Origin of the sequence: Kosakonia oryzendophytica (assembly GCF_900094925.1) — a bacterium.
In the GTDB taxonomy this organism is placed as follows: domain Bacteria; phylum Pseudomonadota; class Gammaproteobacteria; order Enterobacterales; family Enterobacteriaceae; genus Kosakonia; species Kosakonia oryzendophytica.
Map to the genome: position 1 here is coordinate 142,944 of NZ_FMAY01000001.1, position 22,026 is coordinate 164,969.

Here is a 22,026-nt window from a genome sequence, read left to right on the forward strand (position 1 = left end):
ATCCGGCCACCACGACGTCAGGATTTATGGTGCAGGTAATCGCTTAAACGGGAGAACCAGCCGCCTTTGCCGACGCTATCCAGCGTCACCAACGGCCAGTGGGCCACCACCTGGTCCCGGTCGTAAAGCTGGATCTCCCCTACCCGCTGGTGTGCTGCCAGCGGAGCATCCAGCTCTTTCTTGTCCAGCACGTATTTGGCTTTGATATTTGCCAGTTCCGCTTTTGGCAACACCATCCAGAAATCCTGATCGGTGCCAACATCTACCTGCTCTTTATCACCGTACCAGACCCGTTCGCTACCCACTTTCTTGCCATTACGCAGTACTTCGACAGTGTCGAAATTTTGCTGGCCCCAGCGCAGCAGCTTGCGCGCCTGATCTTCACGCCCTTTCGGGCTATCGGCACCCATGATCACCGCAATTAAACGGCGCTCGCCATCAGTGCTGGAAGCAATCAGATTAAACCCCGCCCCGGAGGTATGCCCGGTCTTCAGACCATCAACATTCAGCGTTTTATCCCACAACAGACCATTGCGGTTTTGCTGCGTGATGCCGTTCCAGGTCAGACTTTTTTCACTGTACATATGATAAAAATCTGGCTCACCGTGAATGATGGCGCGCGAGAGCACCGCCAGATCGTAGGCCGAACTGTGCTGACCTGGGGCATCCAATCCGTGTACGGTTTCAAAGTGGGTGTCGCGCAGGTTCAGCTTCTGTACGTACTCATTCATCATGGTCACGAACTGCGACTGACCGCCCGCAACATGATCCGCCAGCGCCACACAAGCATCGTTGCCGGAATCCACAATTAGACCACGGCTCAGGTCGCGCACCGTCAGGCGGTCACCGGGTTTCAGGAACATCAAGGAGGATCCGTCAAACACCGGGTTGCCTTTTGCCCAGGCATCATGGCCTACGGTGACAACATCATCAGCGCTGATGCGGTGGCTATCAATCGCGCGATCCACCACGTAACCGGTCATCAATTTGGTCAAACTCGCCGGGTTACGCTGCTGATGTTCATTGCCCGCCGTTAAGATTTGCCCGGTGGTGTAGTCCATCAATACCCAGGAACCGGCCTGAATCGCCGGAGGCTGCGGGGCAAAAGGTAAGTCGTCGGCCAGGGCGCTGTTAACACAGAGCACCAGCAAAGAAGCAGCAAACAAACGGCGTTTCAATGAAATATCCTCATAAGCATCTAAAATCGCCGTTCTTTTTACGGAACTTCGTGTGTCGTTACCTGTTTAAATTGCAATAAAATGTGACACACATCTGATATAACCCCCTGTTTTTGCGAAGCTGCACGGAATCCACGCGGGTTTTTCTTCGGCACACTGCGCGGGATGGTTTACCATAGACGGCATATTTACTGACAGGATGAGCTTCTGGTGTCTGATTCCACCGCAACACCCACTTTTCTCTTTCACGACTACGAAACGTTCGGCACCAGCCCGGCGCTGGATCGCCCGGCGCAGTTCGCCGCCATCCGCACCGATGCGGATTTCAACATTATCGGCGAGCCGGAGGTGTTCTACTGTAAACCCGCCGACGACTATCTGCCGCAGCCGGAAGCGGTACTAATAACCGGTATCACTCCGCAGATAGCCCGCGCCAGAGGCGACAATGAAGCCGCTTTTGCCAAACGCATTCATGACCTGTTTACCGTGCCGAAAACCTGCGTGCTCGGTTACAACAATGTGCGCTTTGACGATGAGGTCACGCGCAATATCTTCTATCGCAACTTCTACGATCCCTATGCATGGAGCTGGCAGAACAACAACTCGCGTTGGGACTTGCTGGATGTGATGCGCGCCTGTTACGCGCTGCGTCCGGACGGCATTGTCTGGCCGGAAAATGAGGATGGTCTGCCGAGCTTTCGCCTTGAACACCTGACCAAAGCCAACGGCATCGAACACAGCAACGCGCATGATGCGATGGCCGACGTCTATGCCACCATTGCCATGGCGCAGTTGGTCAAAGCGAAACAGCCGAAGTTATTTGATTATCTGTTCAGCCACCGCAACAAGCAGAAACTGGCAGCGCTGATTGATGTGCCGCAAATGAAGCCGCTGGTACACGTCTCTGGCATGTTTGGCGCGTGGCGCGGCAATACCAGTTGGGTTGCGCCGCTGGCCTGGCACCCGGAAAACCGGAATGCGGTGATCATGGTCGACCTGGCAGGCGATATGTCGCCGTTACTGACGCTGGATGCCGATGCGTTGCGCGAGCGGCTCTACACCCCGAAAGCCGACCTGGGCGATAACGCCGCCGTGCCGGTGAAACTGGTGCATCTGAACAAGTGCCCGGTTCTGGCGCAGGCCAATACATTGCGCCCTCAGGATGCGGAACGGCTGGGCATCAACCGCCAGCAGTGCCTCGATAATCTACAACACCTGCGCGATAACCCGCAGGTGCGGGAAAAAGTGGTGGCGATTTTCGCCGAGGCCGAGCCTTTCACGCCCTCAGAGAATGTTGATGCGCAGATCTACAACGGCTTTTTCAGCGACGCCGATCGCGCGGCAATGAAAATTCTGCTGGAAACCGAGCCGCGCAATTTGCCCGCGCTGGATATCACTTTTGCCGACAGCCGTATTGAGAAGTTGCTGTTTAACTACCGTGCACGTAATTTCCCTGGTACGCTGGATGAAAACGAGCAGCAGCGCTGGCTTCAGCACCGTCGCAATGTCTTTACCCCTGAGTACCTTCAACAGTACGCCGACCAGCTACAAGCACTGTTCCAGCAGCACGATGGCGACAGCGAAAAACAGGCGCTGCTGAAAGCGCTATGGCAGTATGCCGAAGAGATCGTGTGAGACGCGTTCCCTGACTGACAGGCATAAAAAAACCGGAGGCATGACCTCCGGTTTTTTATGTGCTGCAGCGTAAACGTTACTGCACGATATCTTCGTACTGCGGCACCGGATTACGGAAGCTGCGGGTTACGCAAGCCAGATAAACCAGCCCGATCCCACCCCAGATAAGGCCAAGGATCATCGAGCTCTGCTCCAGGTTCACCCACAGCGCCCCAACGGTCAGCGCGCCGCAGACCGGCAGCACCAGGTAGTTGAAGTGCTCTTTCAGCGTTTTGTTGCGTTTTTCGCGGATCCAGAACTGGGAGATCACCGACAGGTTAACGAAGGTGAACGCCACCAGTGCACCGAAGTTAATCAGCGCCGTTGCAGTGACCAGGTCGAAACGGATCGCCAGCAGCGCGATAGCGCCAACCAGCAGCACGTTCCACGCCGGTGTGCGCCATTTCGGATGCACATAGCCGAAGAAACGGGTCGGGAAAACACCATCACGGCCCATCACATACATCAGACGGGAAACGCCCGCATGCGCCGCCATACCGGATGCCAGTACGGTCACGCTGGAGAAAATCAGCACGCCCCACTGGAAGGTTTTACCGGCAACGTACAACATGATTTCCGGCTGGGATGCGTCCGGATTTTTAAAACGGGAGATATCCGGGAAGTAGAGTTGCAGGAAGTAAGACGCTGCGATAAAGACCACCCCACCGAGCAGTGCAGTCAGGAAGATGGCGCGTGGGATCACGCGTTCTGCATCTTTCGTCTCTTCAGAAAGAGAGGAGATGCCATCGAAGCCCAGGAACGAGAAGCACAGAATCGTCGCGCCGGTGATCATCGGCACAACATGTGCACCCTCAGACCAGAATGGGCGTGAGCTTACCAGCGTACCTGAACCTTCACCGTGCGACACGCCGTAGATAATCAGGCCAACGATCACCGCAACAATCCCCATCTGCAAAATCACGATCAGGGTGTTGAAGTTTGCGACGGTCTTGATGCTGCGCAGGTTGGAGATGGTCATAAAGGCCACCAGCGCAACCACGAACAGCCACGACGGAACGGAAGGTACCAGCGCTTCGAAGTAAATTTTGGCCAGCAGGATGTTGATCATCGGCATGAACAGATAGTCCAGCAGCGATGACCAGCCCACCATAAAGCCCACAGCCGGGGAGATAGATTTCTGCGCATAGGTATACGCGGAGCCCGCCGACGGGAAGCGGCGCACCAGCTTACCGTAGCTCAACGCAGTAAAGAGGATAGCGATAAGCGCAAACGCATACGCGGTCGCCACGTGGCCATCGGTCAGGCCAGAGACGATACCAAACGTATCGAACAGCGTCATCGGCTGCATATAGGCCAGGCCCATCATTACAACCGGAATCAGCGTAAGGGTCTTACGTAATTCCACGCGAGAGGTTTTTGGAGTAACGTTATGCGTCATGGCTTTCCCCCTGTACGGCGAGAGCCGGCGCAAAAGCAGATAATTGCCCCATTTTCGTTCTTTCCTCAGCGACAACGACTGTCGGTTTTTAAATGTGTATCTATCCGGTACGAAGCCCGGCCTCTTTTATTGAATGACGTTTTGCCTGCAAAAAAATAACCGACGTGTTTGGCGTCGGTTAATCTCTTCATTTTTGCAGCGACATATTTTGCACCAGATTGGAGCGTGATGACAATACGGTGAGACGTAACTCACTCATTTATCATCGCTAACCGTATGATTTGTAGACTATCGCTGAATAATTCGCCACAACAATAGCATTATTTGTTAAAAAATTGATTCCAGCGGCATCTGCAACGGATCCGGATAGAGGTACTCAAACCCCAGTTCATGACAGATACGGCTGCCATCCACCAGTTTACCTTTCTCCTTACTGTGGGAAGCGGTAAATTGCGGCGGCGTCACGCCAAGCTGACGCGCCATTGCCGGATAGAACGTCGCGCGTGTCGGGTGCTCCGGGGCGCAGAGATTATAAATATGGCCGCCTTTTGGCGATTGCAGCAGCAGTGTAATCGCCGCAATGACATCTTCCAGATGCACCAGGTTAACGCCGTGATCACCGTCCGGTGCGGTTTTCCCGGCAAAAAAGCGGCCAGGATGCCGGGCCGGGCCAACCAGCCCCGCCAGCCGAAGAATATCCACCGACGTGCCAGGCAGATTATGCAGCCAGTCTTCCAGCTCTTTCAGCGTGCGTCCGCTGGCAGTGACCGGATTGCGCGGCGAGTTCTCTTTCACCACACCGGAAACATCGCCATACACAGAGGTGGAACTGGTGAAAATAATCCGCGGAATGCGGTACGCCAGCGCACTGTCTACAATCTCCTGCATTGCCTGCAGGTAGAACTCCTCGCCAGGCCCGCTACGACGCGCGGGTAACGTGATGACCAGCGCATCCACACTCATCAGCGCATCGAGGTCATCTGGTTCGCAGACCAGATCGGGAGTGAGATTCAGCACATAGCTTTCGATCCCGCACATGCGGGCCGCTTCCACGCCATCCTGGCGAGTTTTACTGCCAGTGACTCGCCAACCGCGCGCCGTTAATGACAACGCTAACGGCATACCCAGCCACCCCAGACCAATAATCGCGACCTTTTTCATGTGCCCCCCTGTTCTCTTGCTTCCACCTTTCAAGGCTACGCCAGCCAGGGATAACTGACAATTCATAGAGCGTATATGAAATGATTTAAAGATAAAAAAAGGCCTTGCCTTTGCCGACCAAAGTGGTTTAGGTTAAACGACAACATATGAATAAGCATTCATCGAGAATTTTATGACACGCGTTCAATTTAAACACCACCACCATCACCATCATCCTGACTAGTCTTTCAGGCGATGTGTGCTGGAAGACATTCAGATCTTCCAGTGGTGCATGAACGCAGAGAAAGCCCCCGGAAGATCTTCTTCCGGGGGCTTTTTTTTGAACCAAATTCAGCAGGATAAAGAGGACAACAGAATGTTAGATAACTCGCGTTTACGCATAGCTATTCAGAAATCCGGTCGCCTGAGTGAAGACTCACGCGAATTGCTGGCCCGCTGCGGCATCAAGATCAATCTGCATACACAACGATTGATCGCCCTGGCCGAAAACATGCCGATTGATATTCTGCGCGTACGCGATGACGACATCCCGGGTCTGGTGATGGACGGCGTTGTTGATCTGGGGATCATTGGCGAAAACGTACTGGAAGAGGAGCTGCTGAACCGCCGTGCGCAAGGCGAAGACCCTCGCTACTTCACGCTGCGTCGTCTTGATTTCGGCGGCTGCCGCCTGTCGCTGGCTACCCCCGCTGATGAAAGCTGGAGCGGCCCGGCGGCGCTGGACGGCAAACGCATCGCCACCTCTTACCCGCACCTGCTGAAACGCTATCTGGATCAGAAAGGCGTCTCCTTTAAATCCTGTCTGCTGAATGGCTCCGTCGAAGTGGCCCCGCGCGCGGGTCTGGCCGACGCGATTTGCGATCTGGTTTCCACTGGCGCCACGCTTGAAGCCAACGGCCTGCGCGAAGTGGAAGTGATTTACCGTTCCAAAGCCTGCCTGATCCAGCGTGATGGCGAAATGATGGATGCCAAACAACAACTGATCGACAAACTGCTGACCCGCATCCAGGGCGTGATTCAGGCGCGCGAATCTAAATACATCATGATGCATGCACCGAGTGAACGTCTGGAAGAGGTGATCGCCCTGCTGCCAGGCGCTGAACGCCCGACGATTCTGCCGCTGGCGGGCGATCAGCAGCGTGTGGCGATGCACATGGTGAGCAGCGAAACCCTGTTCTGGGAAACCATGGAAAAACTGAAAGCGTTGGGCGCAAGCTCCATTCTGGTGCTGCCGATTGAGAAGATGATGGAGTAACGCCATGAGCTTCAATACCGTAATCGACTGGAACAGCAGTAGCGAAGAGCAGCAGCGCGCCTTATTAATGCGCCCGGCGATCTCCGCGTCTGACAGCATTACCCGCACGGTGGTGGAGATCCTCGACACCGTTAAAGCACGCGGCGATGATGCGCTGCGTGAATACAGCGCGAAATTCGACAAAACGCAGGTTGACGCGTTGAAAGTCACCGATGATGAGATCCATGCCGCCAGCGCTCGCCTGGGCGACGACATCAAACAGGCCATGGCCGTGGCCGTGAAAAATATCGACACCTTCCACAATGCGCAAAAACTGCAAACGGTGGATGTGGAAACTCTGCCCGGCGTGCGTTGCCAGCAGGTCACTCGTCCGATTGCGTCGGTTGGTCTTTATATTCCTGGCGGTTCCGCCCCGCTGTTTTCGACAGTATTGATGCTCGCGACCCCGGCACGTATTGCCGGTTGCCAGAAAGTGGTGCTCTGCTCACCACCGCCGATTGCCGACGAAATTCTCTATGCTGCGCAGCTCTGCGGTGTGCAGGAGATCTTTAAAGTGGGCGGCGCGCAGGCGATTGCGGCGCTGGCCTTTGGTACCGACTCCGTCCCCAAAGTCGATAAAATCTTTGGACCGGGCAACGCCTACGTTACCGAAGCGAAGCGCCAGGTCAGTCAGCGTCTGGATGGCGCGGCCATTGATATGCCCGCCGGCCCTTCGGAAGTTCTGGTGATTGCCGATAGCGGTGCAACACCGGATTTTGTCGCCTCCGATTTACTGTCGCAAGCCGAACACGGCCCGGACTCACAGGTGATCCTGTTGACGCCGGACAGCACAATGGCGACCCGCGTGGCGCAAGCCGTTGAGCGTCAGCTGGCCGATCTGCCGCGCGCGGAAACGGCTCGCCAGGCGCTGTCCGCCAGCCGTCTGATTGTGGCGCGAGATCTGGCTCAGTGCGTCGCTATCTCGAATCAGTACGGTCCGGAGCACCTGATTATTCAAACCCGCGACGCCCGTTCACTTGTAGAGAGCATCACCAGCGCAGGTTCCGTGTTCCTGGGAGACTGGTCACCAGAATCCGCCGGCGATTACGCGTCCGGCACCAACCATGTGTTGCCGACCTATGGTTACACCGCCACCTGCTCCAGCCTGGGTCTGGCGGATTTCCAGAAGCGCATGACGGTCCAGGAGCTTTCCCGTGAGGGTTTTGCCGCGTTGGCAAGCACCATTGAAACGCTGGCGGCGGCCGAACGCCTGACCGCTCACAAAAACGCCGTCACCCTGCGCGTCAATGCGCTGAAGGAGCAAGCATGAGCATCGAAGAACTGGCGCGCAAAAATGTGCGTGAACTGACGCCGTACCAGTCGGCCCGCCGTCTTGGTGGTAAAGGCGACGTCTGGCTGAATGCGAACGAATTCCCGACGGCTGTCGCGTTCGACCTCACGCAGCAATCCCTGAACCGTTACCCGGAGTGCCAGCCGAAAGCGGTAATTGAAAACTATGCGCAGTACGCAGGCGTAAAACCGGAACAAGTACTGGTCAGCCGTGGTGCGGATGAGGGTATCGAATTGCTGATCCGCGCTTTCTGCGAGCCGGGTAAAGATGCCGTGCTGTTTTGTCCGCCGACCTACGGTATGTACAGCGTCAGCGCCGAAACCTTTGGCGTTGAATATCGCACCGTGCAGACGCTGGAAAACTGGCAGTTGGATCTGCAGGGTATTGCCGACAAGCTGGACAACGTGAAAGTGGTCTATGTTTGCAGCCCGAATAACCCCACCGGGCAGATTATCAACCCACAAGACCTGCGCGTACTGCTGGAAATGACCCGCGGTAAAGCGATTGTGGTAGCGGACGAAGCCTATATTGAGTTCTGCCCTCAGGCAACGCTGGCAGGCTGGTTGAGCGAATATCCGCACCTCGTTGTTTTGCGTACGCTGTCGAAAGCTTTTGCGCTGGCGGGCCTGCGCTGCGGCTTTACGCTGGCTAACGAAGAGGTGATCAACCTGCTGCTGAAAGTGATCGCACCGTATCCGCTGTCAACGCCTGTCGCAGACATCGCGGCGCAAGCGCTGAGCCCGCAGGGCATTGTGGCAATGCGTGAACGCGTAGCGCAGATCCTTACTGAGCGTCAGTATCTGGTCACCGCGTTAAAAGAGATTCCGTGCGTGGAACAGGTGTTTGATTCCGAAACCAACTACATCCTGGTGCGTTTTACTGCGTCCAGCGCCGTGTTTAAATCTTTGTGGGATCAAGGCATTATCCTGAGAGACCAGAACAAACAACCTTCTTTAAGCGGCTGCCTGCGCATCACCATCGGCACCCGTGCAGAGAGCCAGCGCGTCATTGACGCTTTACGTGCGGAGCAAGTATGAGCCAGAAGTACCTGTTTATTGACCGTGACGGAACATTGATTTCCGAGCCACCAACCGATTATCAGGTGGATAAATTCGACAAGCTGGCGTTTGAGCCCGGGGTGATCCCGGTGCTGCTGAAGCTGCAAAAAGCGGGTTATAAGTTGGTGATGATCACCAATCAGGATGGTCTGGGTACAAGCAGTTTCCCACAGGCAGATTTCGATGGCCCGCACAATCTGATGATGCAGGTCTTCACTTCTCAGGGCGTCGAATTTGAAGAGGTCCTGATTTGCCCCCACTTCCCTGGCGACGCGTGCGATTGCCGAAAACCAAAAGTGAAGCTGGTGGAGCGTTGGTTGGCGGAAGGGGTGCTCGATGCGGCCAACAGTTATGTGATTGGCGATCGTGCAACGGATATTGAGCTGGCGAATAATATGTCCATTTCCGGCCTGCGTTATCACCGCGACACGCTGAACTGGGCGATGATTGGCGAGCAGCTCACCCGTCGCGACCGCTATGCGCACGTGGAGCGTCACACCAAAGAGACGCAAATTGATGTCAAAGTGTGGCTGGATCGCGAAGGCGGCAGCAAAATCCACACTGGCGTCGGCTTCTTCGATCATATGCTGGACCAGATCGCCACGCATGGTGGCTTCCGTATGGAGATTACCGTCAAAGGGGATCTCTATATTGACGATCACCACACCGTGGAAGACACCGGCCTGGCGCTGGGTGAGGCGCTGAAACTGGCGCTCGGCGATAAGCGCGGCATTAACCGCTTCGGCTTCGTGCTGCCGATGGATGAGTGCCTGGCCCGTTGTGCGCTGGATATCTCCGGCCGTCCACACCTGGAGTATAAAGCCGAGTTTACCTATCAACGTGTGGGCGATCTGAGCACCGAGATGGTTGAGCACTTTTTCCGCTCGCTCTCTTACACCATGGCCGTAACGTTGCACCTGAAAACCAAAGGCAAGAACGACCACCACCGGGTGGAAAGTCTGTTTAAAGCGTTTGGTCGCACGCTGCGTCAGGCCATCCGTGTGGAAGGCGACACCCTTCCCTCCTCGAAAGGAGTGTTGTGATGAATGTGGTGATCCTTGATACCGGCTGCGCCAATCTCAACTCCGTCAAATCCGCCATTGCCCGTCACGGCTATGAACCGCAAGTGAGTCGTGATCCGGACGTGGTTTTGCGCGCCGATAAACTCTTTCTGCCAGGCGTGGGTACCGCACAAGCGGCGATGGATCAGTTACGCGAGCGTGAGCTGATTGAACTGGTTAAGGCCTGCACCCAGCCGGTGCTCGGCATCTGCCTTGGCATGCAGTTACTCGGGCGTTTTAGCGAAGAGAACCACGGCGTCCCGCTGTTGGGCATCATCGATCAGGATGTACCCAAAATGAAGGATGTCGGTCTGCCGCTTCCCCATATGGGCTGGAATCAGGTCTACCCGAAGGCGGGTAACCGCCTGTTTCAGGGCATTGAGGATGGCGCATATTTCTATTTTGTGCACAGCTATGCCATGCCGGTTAACGCCAATACCATCGCACGTTGTGATTATGGTGAACCCTTTACTGCGGCAGTGCAGAAAGAGAATTTCTATGGCGTACAGTTCCATCCGGAACGCTCGGGCCGTGCAGGCGCGCAACTGCTGAAAAATTTCCTGGAGATGTGATGATTATTCCCGCACTAGATTTAATTGATGGCACCGTGGTGCGTCTCCATCAGGGGGATTACGCGCAGCAACGGGACTATGGTAATGATCCGCTGCCGCGCTTGCAGGGTTATGCGGCCCAGGGCGCGGAAGTGCTGCACCTGGTGGACTTAACCGGCGCCAAAGATCCGGCGCGCCGGCAGATCCCTTTACTGAAAACGCTGGTGGCCGGCGTGAATGTTCCTGTCCAGGTTGGCGGCGGCGTACGCACCGAAGAAGACGTAGCAGCCCTGCTGGATGCGGGTGTTGCCCGCGTAGTGATCGGTTCAACGGCAGTAAAATCGCCTGATGTGGTCAAAGGCTGGTTTACCCGTTTTGGCGCTGACAAGCTGGTGCTGGCGCTGGATGTGCGCATTGACGAACAGGGAACCAAACAGGTAGCCGTGAGCGGCTGGCAAGAGAACTCCGGCGTCACACTGGAGACATTGGTGGAAACCTATCTTGCGGTCGGTCTGAAACACGTGTTGTGCACTGATATCTCACGCGACGGTACCTTAGCTGGCTCCAATGTCTCGCTGTATGAGGAAATTTGCGCGCGCTGGCCGCAGGTGGCGTTTCAGTCTTCCGGCGGTATCGGCGGTATCGATGACATTGCCGCTCTGCGCGGAACGGGCGTGCGCGGCGTCATTGTCGGGCGGGCGTTGCTGGAAGGTAAATTCACGGTGAAGGAGGCCATTCAATGCTGGCAAAACGGATAATCCCTTGTCTTGACGTGCGCAATGGCCAGGTGGTGAAAGGCGTGCAGTTCCGCAATCACGAAATCATTGGCGATATCGTCCCACTGGCGAAGCGTTACGCTGAAGAAGGCGCGGATGAACTGGTGTTTTACGATATTACGGCCTCCAGCGACGGTCGTGTAGTGGATAAAAGCTGGGTGTCGCGGGTCGCTGAGGTGATTGATATTCCCTTCTGCGTGGCCGGGGGCATTAAATCTGCTGATGATGCAGCGAAAATCCTCTCTTTTGGCGCAGATAAGATTTCCATTAACTCCCCTGCACTGGCGGATCCGACGCTGATTACCCGACTGGCGGATCGCTTTGGCGTGCAGTGTATTGTGGTGGGTATCGACACCTGGTTTGACGCAGCAACCGGTAAATACCACGTTAACCAGTATACCGGTGATGAAAGCCGAACCCGGGTCACGCAGTGGGAGACACTGGACTGGGTACAGGAAGTGCAAAAACGCGGCGCCGGGGAAATCGTGTTAAATATGATGAATCAGGATGGTGTGCGGAACGGTTACGACCTTGAGCAATTGAAGAAAGTGCGTGCGGTGTGCCATGTTCCGCTGATTGCGTCCGGCGGTGCCGGTACGATGGAGCACTTCCTGCAAGCCTTCCGGGATGCGGATGTCGACGGCGCGCTGGCCGCATCGGTCTTTCACAAACAAATTATCAACATTGGCGAATTAAAAACGTACCTGGCAGACCAGGGCGTGGAGATAAGGGTATGTTAACAGAGCAACAACTGGCCCAACTGGACTGGGAAAAAACCGACGGACTGCTGCCCGCCGTGGTGCAGCATGCGGTTTCTGGTGAAGTCCTGATGCTGGGATACATGAATCAGGACGCGCTGGCAAAAACGCTGGAGAGCGGCAAGGTCACCTTTTTCTCCCGCACCAAAGGCCGCCTGTGGACCAAGGGCGAAACCTCCGGGCATTTCCTCAATGTGGTCAGTATCGCGCCGGACTGCGACAACGATACCCTGCTGGTGCTGGTCAACCCAATCGGCCCGACCTGCCATACCGGTACGTCGAGTTGCTTTGGTGATAACAGCCATCAGTGGTTGTTCCTGTATCAACTGGAAACGCTGTTAGCCGCGCGGAAAACTGCCGATCCGGCCAGTTCTTACACGGCAAAATTGTATGCCAGCGGCACTAAGCGTATCGCACAGAAAGTGGGGGAAGAAGGCGTGGAAACCGCGCTGGCCGCTACGGTGAATGACCGCGAAGAGCTGGTTAATGAGGCTTCAGATCTGATGTATCACCTGTTGGTATTGCTGCAAGACCAGCAACTTGATTTGACAACAGTGATTGAAAACCTGCGTAAGCGGCATAAGTAAAGTACCCGGGGAGCCACCACGCGCTCCCCTTATTTAGCAGAGATAAAGCAGTTACCATTCTTTCCCACAGCAGGTATCATCCCCCCACAGTTTTACGCATCACACGTTATGCATACCAAACATTGAGGTTGAAGATGAAATTTCTGGTTACCGGCGCGGCCGGCTTTATCGGCTTTCACGTCTGCGGGCGTCTTCTGCAAGCGGACCATCAGGTCGTAGGGATTGATAACCTTAATGATTACTACGACGTCAGCCTGAAGCAGGCGCGCCTGGATTTGCTCCAGTCTCCTGCGTTCAGCTTTCACAAAATCGATCTCGCCGACCGCGAAGCAATGAGCCACCTGTTCGCCAGTGAGAAATTCGATCGCGTCATCCATTTAGCCGCACAAGCGGGCGTACGGTATTCCCTTGAAAATCCGCATGTTTATGCGGATTCCAATCTGATCGGTCATCTCAACGTGCTGGAAGGTTGTCGCCACAATAACGTGCAGCATTTACTGTACGCTTCTTCCAGCTCTGTTTATGGTCTGAACCGTAAGATGCCGTTCTCCACCGATGATTCCGTGGATCATCCGGTGTCGCTGTATGCGGCCACCAAAAAAGCCAACGAGCTGATGTCGCACACTTACTCTCATCTGTATGGTTTACCGACCACCGGGCTGCGTTTCTTTACCGTTTACGGCCCGTGGGGGCGCCCGGATATGGCGCTGTTTAAGTTCACCAAAGCGATGCTGGAAGGTAAAAGCATTGACGTGTACAACTACGGGAAGATGAAGCGTGACTTCACCTACGTGGATGACATTGTTGAGGCCATTATCCGTATGCAGGATGTGATCCCACAGGCAAACCCAGAGTGGACCGTAGAAAGCGGTTCTCCGGCTACAAGCTCCGCGCCTTATCATGTCTATAACATCGGCAACAGCTCACCGGTGGAATTGATGGATTACATTACCGCGCTGGAAGAGGCATTAGGCATTGAAGCACAGAAAAATATGATGCCGATTCAGCCTGGCGATGTGCTGGAAACCAGCGCCGATACACAGCCGCTGTATGAGACAATTGGCTTTAAGCCGCAGACTACGGTCAAAGAAGGCGTGAAGAAATTCGTCGAATGGTATAAAGCCTATTACAACGCGTAACAGAAAAACGGCCCTGACGGGCCGTTTTCGTATCAGTCATTACCAAACAAATCGCGGGTATAGACTTTCTCTTCCACATCCGCCAGCTCTTTCGCCATGCGGTTTGAGATAATCACATCAGATTCTTGCTTGAATGCTTCCAGATCGCGCACGACGCGGGAGTGGAAGAATTCATCTTCTTTCATCACCGGCTCATAAATGATGACCTGTACGCCTTTTGCTTTAATACGCTTCATGATCCCCTGAATCGAAGAAGCGCGGAAGTTATCGGAGCCGCTCTTCATAATCAGACGATACACACCCACGACTTTTGGTTTGCGGGCAAGAATTGAGTCAGCAATAAAGTCTTTGCGTGTACGGTTTGCATCCACTATGGCCGAGATGATGTTGTTCGGCACAGACTGATAGTTTGCCAGCAACTGCTTGGTGTCTTTCGGCAGACAGTAGCCACCGTAACCGAAGGAAGGGTTGTTGTAGTGGTTACCAATACGCGGGTCCAGGCAAACGCCTTCAATAATCTGGCGGCTGTTCAGCCCCAGGCTTTCGGCATAGCTGTCCAGTTCATTAAAGTAGGCAACACGCATCGCCAGATAGGTGTTCGCGAACAATTTAATGGCTTCTGCTTCGGTGGAGTCGGTAAACAGTACCTGAATATCTTTCTTGATAGCCCCTTCCTGCAGCAGGGAAGCGAACCGCTCCGCACGTTCAGAACGTTCGCCAATCACAATACGAGACGGATAGAGGTTGTCGTAGAGCGCTTTGCCTTCACGCAGGAACTCCGGCGAGAAGATGACGTTATCAATGCCCAATTTCTCTTTAATGGATTCGGTAAAGCCGACCGGAATGGTGGACTTGATGATCATGACCGCTTGCGGGTTGATTTCATGCACATCGCGGATCACCGCTTCCACTGAACTAGTGTTGAAATAGTTGGTTTTCGGATCGTAATCCGTCGGTGTAGCAATAATCACAAAATCCGCGCCGCGGTAGGCATCATGCTTGTCCGTCGTTGCACGGAAATTCAGCGGCTTATTCTGCAAATACTCCTGGATTTCCTTATCAACGATGGGAGAAATCTTCTTGTTCAGCATATCGACTTTGTCCTTCACGATATCCAGCGCCACGACCTCATGGTGCTGCGCGATCAGGATCCCGTTCGATAGACCAACATAACCTGTTCCGGAGATTGTTATTTTCATTCGATAAGCAACTTTTGTGAGTGTATGAACCGGAGGTGGCGACTCCGCCGCCACCGCTTAATATCAATAACTGTTGGGGTTTTTACCTCTTCTGTTGAGGGACTGTCAAGGCGTCAAACGGCGTACAATAGCGGCGTTTATGCGCGGTTTAGCAGGTAACAGACAGTAAAATGAAGAGGACTTCCCGTAATAACGGCGATTCAGCGGAAAAAAAAGCCCGGTTGCAGTAACCGGGCTTGCTTTTAGAGACGACTGATTATCAGATTAATCCAGCCATTCGGTATGGAACACGCCGTCTTTGTCGATGCGTTTGTAAGTATGCGCGCCAAAGTAATCACGCTGTGCCTGAATCAGGTTGGCAGGCAGCACCGCAGAGCGGTAGCTGTCGTAGTAAGCGACGGCAGCAGAGAAAGTCGGAACCGGAATACCATTCTGGACCGCATAAGCAACAACATCACGCAGTGCTTGCTGGTAGTCATCCGCAATTTGCTTGAAGTACGGTGCCAGCAACAGGTTAGCAATGGCCGGCGTTTCCGCATAGGCATCGGTGATCTTCTGCAGGAATTGTGCACGGATAATGCAACCCGCACGGAAAATCTTCGCGATTTCGCCGTAGTTGAGATCCCATTTGTGCTCATCCGAAGCCGCACGCAACTGAGAGAAGCCCTGCGCATAAGAGACGATTTTACCGAGGTACAGTGCGCGACGGACTTTCTCGATGAATTCAGCTTTGTCACCAGCCGGTTTAGCCTGCGGACCGGACAACACTTTTGATGCCGCAACACGCTGATCTTTCAGCGAGGAGATATAGCGAGCGAATACGGACTCGGTGATCAGCGACAGCGGTTCACCCAGATCCAGCGAGCTCTGGCTGGTCCATTTACCGGTGCCTTTATTTGCCGCTTCATCCAGAATCACATCAACCAGGTATTTACCTTCTTCATCTTTTTTAGTGAAGATATCTTTGGTGATGTCGATCAGGTAGCTGCTCAGCTCGCCAGCGTTCCACTCACTGAACGTTTTCGCCAGCTCTTCATTGGAGAGGTTCAGACCGCCTTTCAGCAGGGCATACGCTTCTGCGATAAGCTGCATATCACCGTATTCAATGCCGTTGTGCACCATTTTGACATAGTGACCCGCACCGTCCGGACCGATATAGGTCACGCATGGCTCGCCATCTTCGGCAACCGCAGCGATTTTCGTCAGGATCGGTGCAACCAGCTCGTAAGCATCTTTCTGGCCGCCAGGCATGATAGACGGGCCCTTCAGGGCACCTTCTTCACCACCGGACACACCGGTGCCAATAAAGTTGAAGCCTTCCGCAGAGAGTTCGCGGTTACGACGAATGGTGTCCTGGAAGAAAGTGTTGCCGCCATCGATAATGATGTCGCCTTTTGCCAGATAAGGTTTCAGGGACTCGATAGCTTTGTCGGTGCCCTCACCCGCTTTCACCATCAGCAGAATGCGACGCGGGGTTTCCAGGGATTCAACAAATTCTTTAACGGTGTAGTAAGGAACCAGCTTTTTACCGGGGTTTTCGGCAATCACTTCTTCGGTTTTTTCGCGGGAGCGGTTGAAAACGGAAACGGTATAGCCACGGCTTTCGATGTTAAGCGCCAGGTTGCGCCCCATCACGGCCATACCAACAACGCCGATTTGTTGCTTGGACATTACATACTCCTGTCAGGTGTGGGCCCCACACTGGATAAAATATCCTAAAGGGTGTTTCAAATATCATACCCTTTAAGTGATTAAATGAGGTAGTTCAAAGTGGAGAAAAAAGACTAAAGTACACTAAACGCTAAAAAAAACAGAAAGACATAATTAGATAAACAATTAAACAATATGTATTAAAAGCGCAAATTTTAAACGGAAATGCATAATTCAATCATCTCCCAAGAATTTTTTTAATCCCGCGTTTGATTATGCTATCACTTCCGTGAAGACTTGCACTTCTGTGAGCAGACAAGTGATTGATAAAATGATGATTTATTGTGTCTGCAATTTGGCGACCAACCTCACCTGTCAGATGGTTAACATATGCAGCGTGTTTATCAGCTTCATTTTTCCACCATTGTTCTTTTGCCTTATGGATAAACATATTACCTGACAGCTCATATATAGCCCTGACTTTATCAAGGAATATCTCATCCTCAGCAAGTTCGAGAAGCGCTTGCGGCTGTTTCGATCCAACAAGGAGAACCCCGAGGCCATTTGAATGGTTGAAGCTAAAAGAAGGATACAGGCCGCAAATCTCCTGCCAAAATTGTTTTGAGCCAAAACCCTCCGCAACTACGTTTGTATCATGAAAAAGAATAATACCATTATCTTTGGACACTTTCGGTAGCCACGTCTCATAGTCATGCTTGACTGCTTCATAATGATGGCAACCATCAATATGGAGTATATTGACCGAGTTTTCAGCAAATTCAGCCAGAGCATTATCAAAAAGTGATCGATAAAGTTTAGTATTTGGGAACGTAGATGAGAAAAAGTCTTTTACTTCAGAATAAACCTCCTCACCATAAATACCCGTAGTATCGTCCCCCCCCCATGAATCAACACCAGTAATCTCGCAACCAATATTCAAATCACGAGAAGCTTGTGAGAAAGTCGCAAGACTATCACCACGGAAAACACCCAGTTCGACTAAAACCTCAGGCCTGGTAAGCTCCATAAGCCAGGCAGCAAACAAAAGATGTCCGTGCCAATCAATAGCCTTACTCAAACGTGCCGGGGTGAAACGTAGGCTGTAGGCGGAAGGATAGAGGTCAGTATTATCATTCGGATGCTTCACTGGCATTACTCCTGTTGGTTTCCATAATTTTTGAATTAAAATCAGAAAAACTGAATTGGCTTTTCTGTTCATAGTTTGCCAAATTAAAATCGCGATTGCCTTTAGGCATTGTCAATGCAAACTCAATTTTATCGTTGAGTGATTCGCGAATTGGATCAAAGGGTACAAGGTTTGACGAAATTGCTTCGATATAATCTGCATCGCGAATACCGAAAGTATTTGTTATTGTAGGTATTCCTGACGCGGCCGTCTGATAAGCTATAACACCTGGATGGTCAGAATAAATTAGTGCAACGACTGCATCGCAAGCTGAAATTAAATCAAGATAATCCTTTTTAGCTAGTTTACTGAGTATAATCACATCAGTTCCGTTTATTTTTTGTGAGAACGAAGTCCCAACCGCCCCAACCAAATAAATTTCATAGCCACAATGCTGATGGCAAAAATCAATAACTGTACGCATTATGAGCTCAGGCATATTTCTGCTATTAAATGCTTCTGGGCGATAATAAAAAAAGATTTTTTTCGACCTTTCTTTTTTTGCATCAAAAGGTTCTATATGTGGAGCAGTTACATAGCAGTTTACGTCATCACTAAGCAATCCTTTCCGAGTGATCGAACTAGCAAGAATACCTGTTGAAAACACAATATTTTTAGACTGGTACAAAGAAGCCTGGCTTCGAACATACATTGAACCGTAAGGATAAAAACCTGACTCAAAATCCTGACAATAATAAACAACCCGCTCAAGATTACCGAAAACATCCTTCGCCTGGAAAAATGTTTCGGTGTCAAAACAATATATAAGTGTTGGTAATTCAGTTAACTCCCCGATCTTATTAAAAGGAATAACCTCAATTCCCTTCCCATATTTGTCAAGTAGCCTTTCATTATAATCCGGATTACCTACGATCACCTTCACATGAGCAAAATCCGGGAAAATCAAGGACATGTCCGAAAAAAAACCAGTATAACCAGCAAAGAAAAGATCGTCAGTAAGGAACGGAATGAAAATAAGTAACGTTTTCTCCTTCGCATCAGGGAGAGAACGCAGATCAGGTCGATAGCGAGGTAATGGGAAGATATTTTTAGGCTCTGCAATTCCAGTTGCCAGAACCGGCCCCTCTAGTCTAAATTCATAAATCTTGCGTGAACTCCATACTCTCAATTCAAGTTTACCAAGAGTACAAAAATGAACATATCCGCAACATAAATTGCCGGTACTCACAGCATGAGCGATGTCTGCGTTATTGTTAAGATAAAACTTATCGTCGAAATCTATGCCTGATTCCAGCCCTTGAGACAATAAATAGACATTATCAACGAACCAATCATATGAATATTTATTGCAATAGTCAGATTCCGGGTAAGCTAACTGTATTGAATGACCATATTTTTTAAGCCAACGTTTCTTCTTTAATCGTTCAATCAACATTAAGCATCCTCGCTGCTTCATCTCTTAAATGGCCAGAAAGATTATACATTAAAACTTGTGCCTCGGATTTCTTACCGCATCGCACCAAGCAACGGATAAGAGTAAATGCAGCCGTTTGATCTGACGGTTGGATCACGTTGGCCTGGCGTAAAAATTTCAGCGCAAGTCGTGGAAATCCGAGGTCTAGCATTGTGCATCCAAGCCCATGATTCACTCCCAAATTACCAGGCAATGATTTGTAGCTTCGCCAAAACCAATACAATGCATATGTAAGTTTACGCTTTCTGAAATAGTCTTCAGCAATGCGCACTGATAGATGTGCTGATTTTTTAAAATATTGCTTTAGATGAATAACAGCATTCTCAATAGAAGCTGTATCGCCATTAAAAGTAAAGGAATCAAGCATTCTCTCAAGCACAAACAGACAATCATCGTCAGATAAATATTTGATGTTACCATTATTAGATAACATCCAATTATAGACCATGCTTAGGGTTTCATTATCACGTTGTCGAATATTCCAGCGTAGTGCATGAGTAAGTTTTTTTGCATCAGGAGCGTCTGACTTCAACATTCTCTGAATTAATTTGCTGCGCAGTAAAACAATATCAGAATATTCACGAGAATAGTTGTTTCTTATGTTGTCGATCTCATCCCGAAAGGGTAATTCGGGAACCCATTCTGCATTCATCTCATCATCATTTGACGTTGGGATGAATAAGGCAGTAGAGTTAATGAACGGGAGATCTTCAACTGTACATCTTTTCTCTGGGGTATATTTCTCTACTAGACTTCGCAGTCTTTCAAATTCTTCTCGATCACCAGTTTGGTATTTATAAAGGCCTTCATTTATTCCCCAAGATGGAGACCTGCTACATTTGATGATATCCGTTAAAAAAGCAAAGTTACGATCAAATGCCTCGAACCATTTAGAATAAAGCAGTGCCATTTCAGGGCTGAGATTTGACCAATCATAGTCAAACACATTGTTATTACATTTCATCATTTCGTTCGACTGAAAACGCAGATCAAGCTTTTGGATGAGCAACATCAGTTGCTGATCTGTCTTACAGGCTTCCAGCCAGAGAAAACACTCAGGGCCAATACCATTAAAAATATGGTCGGCAACATATTGCGTCCGCACTGAAAAATGCATAACCTTTCTTATTGCGGAGATTGAGCCTAGATATATCATATCTTTAGCCATGAATGGCAGACTCAGCGAAATGTGCTCAACCGCTAAACGTTCATCTTGTATAGCTTTGCGCACGGCTGTATCGCCAAGGTCTGCATTGATGAAAGCTTCAATGACATCTTTGCGTAACAAAAACTTGTCAGTACGACCTTTCAGCACGTAGGCGTCCGGTTCCAGCACACTCAAACCCGCTTCAAGTGTACGCCATTGCCTGAATATATTAGCCGGGCCGCCAACATCGATTCCTGCACTACCTACTATTTTTATATTTTTAGATGCAATCCAATTAAACAGTTGCAGGTTTTTATTAATGTCTTCGTGCCATGTTGAAATAACAACATCGATATGCTCGTTAGCTTTTTCCCTTTGCTCCAGGATGCAATCTATTATCAAAACAAATTCTTCAAGGTCGCGGACTGCGCCATTAATTAAAATTGTTTTTTTCATTTGACTGTCTCTTCATCCTTAACAAAATTCTCGAGCGATTCGCAGCAACCACTATGTTTGGTCGCTAAATATCCGAAATATCGTTCTAGCGCGTGTACACAGCAACCATCTAATTGACCAGCCTCTTTTTCAATTTTATGCCGGTGCAAATTCATAGCTTTCACGAGTTTTAGGAAATTTCCAGTTCCAAGAAACATAGTTCCTGGAATAAATTTACTATGCGCTTGCATAGGGTCATCACCTAATAAATAAGAAAGCCAATGGATATTATTCTCCAGATGATCGCTAATTTCCAAAACAGACTCGCCGAATATTTTAGGACCATCATCCGGCATTAACGAGAAAATTTTATCAGTGATACCTTTATTACCGATAAGAAACTCAACATTTAGCTTAAACCAGCGACCTTTATCCCGTAGATGTTTTGACTTTTTCGTATGCAGTTTAACAAAATGGCTGTAGTTATTAAGCTCAATGAACTTTAAGCTCATCAGGAAGGGCATAACATCCCTACCATGATTTGGCGTAATAAAACCTAAAACTCGTTCAGTACTGAAGCGCTTCTTTGCTTCTTCGATGATTTCACAATGTGGCGATGTGATGACAATGTCATAATCGGTGAAATCTTTGAGTTTATCATAAATATATGCTGCTTCTTCATGATAAAACGCATGTATGAAGACAACTTTGCTATTTTTTGTATTCAACCTTAATTGGGTGGTGCATATAGTATCTTGTAAATCACCTGAGGTGCAGTTGACATCTTCAATCAAAAAGCGATATGAGTCATTTTCCTTCTTTAACCCCAGGAACAAATCGTCATTATATAAACCAGTTGGTTTATTGGAAACGACTAACTTACTAATTGCCCCCCTATTCAGATAATTATGAAATCTTCTGAAAATTTTAAAAAAAGCAAGAAGCAAGAGCCTCCAGGGGTGATTGATAATGAAATCGGTTTTACTTTTATATTCCTGAAATTGGATAGTAAGCCTTAATACCTCAAAATATCCTCTAAGTAACATA

Annotated in this window: 20 protein-coding genes and 1 other annotated feature; of the genes, 11 read left to right on the plus strand and 9 right to left on the minus strand. The window is 50.7% G+C overall.

Annotation, left to right across the window (positions count from 1 at the left end):
• Positions 1-17: 17 nt before the first annotated feature.
• Positions 18-1,178, minus strand: a complete 1,161-nt coding sequence (gene dacD, locus GA0061071_RS00740; protein ID WP_088238037.1) for a serine-type D-Ala-D-Ala carboxypeptidase DacD — start codon at positions 1,176-1,178, stop codon at positions 18-20.
• A 210-nt stretch (positions 1,179-1,388) separates the two neighbouring features.
• Between dacD and sbcB the strand changes: the two genes are divergently transcribed.
• Positions 1,389-2,813, plus strand: coding sequence for an exodeoxyribonuclease I (gene sbcB, locus GA0061071_RS00745; protein ID WP_088238038.1), 1,425 nt, complete (start codon positions 1,389-1,391; stop codon positions 2,811-2,813).
• A 76-nt stretch (positions 2,814-2,889) separates the two neighbouring features.
• Here the strand turns inward: sbcB and GA0061071_RS00750 are convergent, their stop codons facing one another.
• Together GA0061071_RS00750 and GA0061071_RS00755 are read right to left on the minus strand one after the other, a co-directional pair.
• Entirely contained in the window at positions 2,890-4,251 is a 1,362-nt protein-coding gene (locus GA0061071_RS00750; protein ID WP_061494141.1) for an APC family permease, read from the minus strand.
• Positions 4,252-4,578: 327 nt separating this feature from the next.
• A complete protein-coding gene (locus tag GA0061071_RS00755; protein WP_061494140.1) occupies positions 4,579-5,412 on the minus strand; it encodes an SDR family oxidoreductase in 834 nt (277 codons plus the stop codon).
• A gap of 172 nt (positions 5,413-5,584) precedes the next feature.
• Between GA0061071_RS00755 and hisL the strand changes: the two genes are divergently transcribed.
• From hisL to GA0061071_RS00800, 10 genes are all read left to right on the plus strand, one after another.
• Entirely contained in the window at positions 5,585-5,635 is a 51-nt protein-coding gene (gene hisL / locus GA0061071_RS23210; protein WP_001364200.1) for a his operon leader peptide, read from the plus strand.
• Positions 5,611-5,733, plus strand: a sequence feature (His leader region). Its footprint overlaps the gene before it by 25 nt.
• Positions 5,734-5,767: 34 nt before the next feature.
• Positions 5,768-6,667 (plus strand): ATP phosphoribosyltransferase, encoded by a 900-nt coding sequence (gene hisG / locus GA0061071_RS00760; RefSeq protein WP_088238235.1) that lies wholly within the window; start codon positions 5,768-5,770, stop codon positions 6,665-6,667.
• Between the two features lie 4 nt (positions 6,668-6,671).
• A complete protein-coding gene (hisD, locus tag GA0061071_RS00765) occupies positions 6,672-7,976 on the plus strand; it encodes a histidinol dehydrogenase (RefSeq protein ID WP_088238039.1) in 1,305 nt (434 codons plus the stop codon).
• Positions 7,973-9,034: a histidinol-phosphate transaminase gene (gene hisC / locus GA0061071_RS00770; protein ID WP_061494136.1), complete on the plus strand. Its 1,062-nt coding sequence runs from the start codon at positions 7,973-7,975 to the stop codon at positions 9,032-9,034. Before hisD ends, hisC begins: the two co-directional genes overlap by 4 nt.
• Positions 9,031-10,098 (plus strand): bifunctional histidinol-phosphatase/imidazoleglycerol-phosphate dehydratase HisB, encoded by a 1,068-nt coding sequence (gene hisB, locus GA0061071_RS00775; RefSeq protein WP_088238040.1) that lies wholly within the window; start codon positions 9,031-9,033, stop codon positions 10,096-10,098. The genes hisC and hisB overlap by 4 nt, the downstream gene beginning before the upstream one ends.
• Positions 10,098-10,688, plus strand: a complete 591-nt coding sequence (hisH, locus tag GA0061071_RS00780) for an imidazole glycerol phosphate synthase subunit HisH (RefSeq protein ID WP_088238041.1) — start codon at positions 10,098-10,100, stop codon at positions 10,686-10,688. Before hisB ends, hisH begins: the two co-directional genes overlap by 1 nt.
• Positions 10,688-11,425, plus strand: a complete 738-nt coding sequence (gene hisA, locus GA0061071_RS00785) for a 1-(5-phosphoribosyl)-5-[(5-phosphoribosylamino)methylideneamino]imidazole-4-carboxamide isomerase (RefSeq protein WP_088238042.1) — start codon at positions 10,688-10,690, stop codon at positions 11,423-11,425. The genes hisH and hisA overlap by 1 nt, the downstream gene beginning before the upstream one ends.
• Complete coding sequence (hisF, locus tag GA0061071_RS00790) at positions 11,407-12,183, plus strand: imidazole glycerol phosphate synthase subunit HisF (RefSeq protein ID WP_088238043.1); 777 nt, start codon at positions 11,407-11,409, stop codon at positions 12,181-12,183. Before hisA ends, hisF begins: the two co-directional genes overlap by 19 nt.
• Positions 12,177-12,788, plus strand: a complete 612-nt coding sequence (hisIE, locus tag GA0061071_RS00795; protein WP_061494123.1) for a bifunctional phosphoribosyl-AMP cyclohydrolase/phosphoribosyl-ATP diphosphatase HisIE — start codon at positions 12,177-12,179, stop codon at positions 12,786-12,788. The genes hisF and hisIE overlap by 7 nt, the downstream gene beginning before the upstream one ends.
• 134 nt (positions 12,789-12,922) lie before the next feature.
• Positions 12,923-13,927: an NAD-dependent epimerase gene (locus GA0061071_RS00800; protein ID WP_088238044.1), complete on the plus strand. Its 1,005-nt coding sequence runs from the start codon at positions 12,923-12,925 to the stop codon at positions 13,925-13,927.
• A gap of 32 nt (positions 13,928-13,959) precedes the next feature.
• Here the strand turns inward: GA0061071_RS00800 and ugd are convergent, their stop codons facing one another.
• The 6 genes from ugd to GA0061071_RS00830 form a co-directional block, all read right to left on the minus strand.
• Positions 13,960-15,126 (minus strand): UDP-glucose 6-dehydrogenase, encoded by a 1,167-nt coding sequence (ugd, locus tag GA0061071_RS00805; RefSeq protein WP_088238045.1) that lies wholly within the window; start codon positions 15,124-15,126, stop codon positions 13,960-13,962.
• 264 nt (positions 15,127-15,390) lie between these two features.
• Complete coding sequence (gene gndA, locus GA0061071_RS00810; RefSeq protein WP_061494116.1) at positions 15,391-16,797, minus strand: NADP-dependent phosphogluconate dehydrogenase; 1,407 nt, start codon at positions 16,795-16,797, stop codon at positions 15,391-15,393.
• 217 nt (positions 16,798-17,014) lie between these two features.
• Positions 17,015-17,923: a class I SAM-dependent methyltransferase gene (locus GA0061071_RS00815; RefSeq protein ID WP_167352619.1), complete on the minus strand. Its 909-nt coding sequence runs from the start codon at positions 17,921-17,923 to the stop codon at positions 17,015-17,017.
• The gene (locus GA0061071_RS00820) at positions 17,907-19,358 is read right to left on the minus strand and encodes a rhamnosyltransferase WsaF family glycosyltransferase (RefSeq protein ID WP_088238046.1); all 1,452 of its coding nucleotides are present in this window, start codon (positions 19,356-19,358) and stop codon (positions 17,907-17,909) included. The genes GA0061071_RS00815 and GA0061071_RS00820 overlap by 17 nt, the downstream gene beginning before the upstream one ends.
• Positions 19,348-21,000, minus strand: a complete 1,653-nt coding sequence (locus GA0061071_RS00825; protein ID WP_061494110.1) for a tetratricopeptide repeat protein — start codon at positions 20,998-21,000, stop codon at positions 19,348-19,350. The genes GA0061071_RS00820 and GA0061071_RS00825 overlap by 11 nt, the downstream gene beginning before the upstream one ends.
• On the minus strand, positions 20,997-22,025 hold the full coding sequence (locus GA0061071_RS00830) for a rhamnan synthesis F family protein (RefSeq protein ID WP_061494108.1): 1,029 nt from the start codon (positions 22,023-22,025) through the stop codon (positions 20,997-20,999). The genes GA0061071_RS00825 and GA0061071_RS00830 overlap by 4 nt, the downstream gene beginning before the upstream one ends.
• Position 22,026 lies beyond the last annotated feature (1 nt).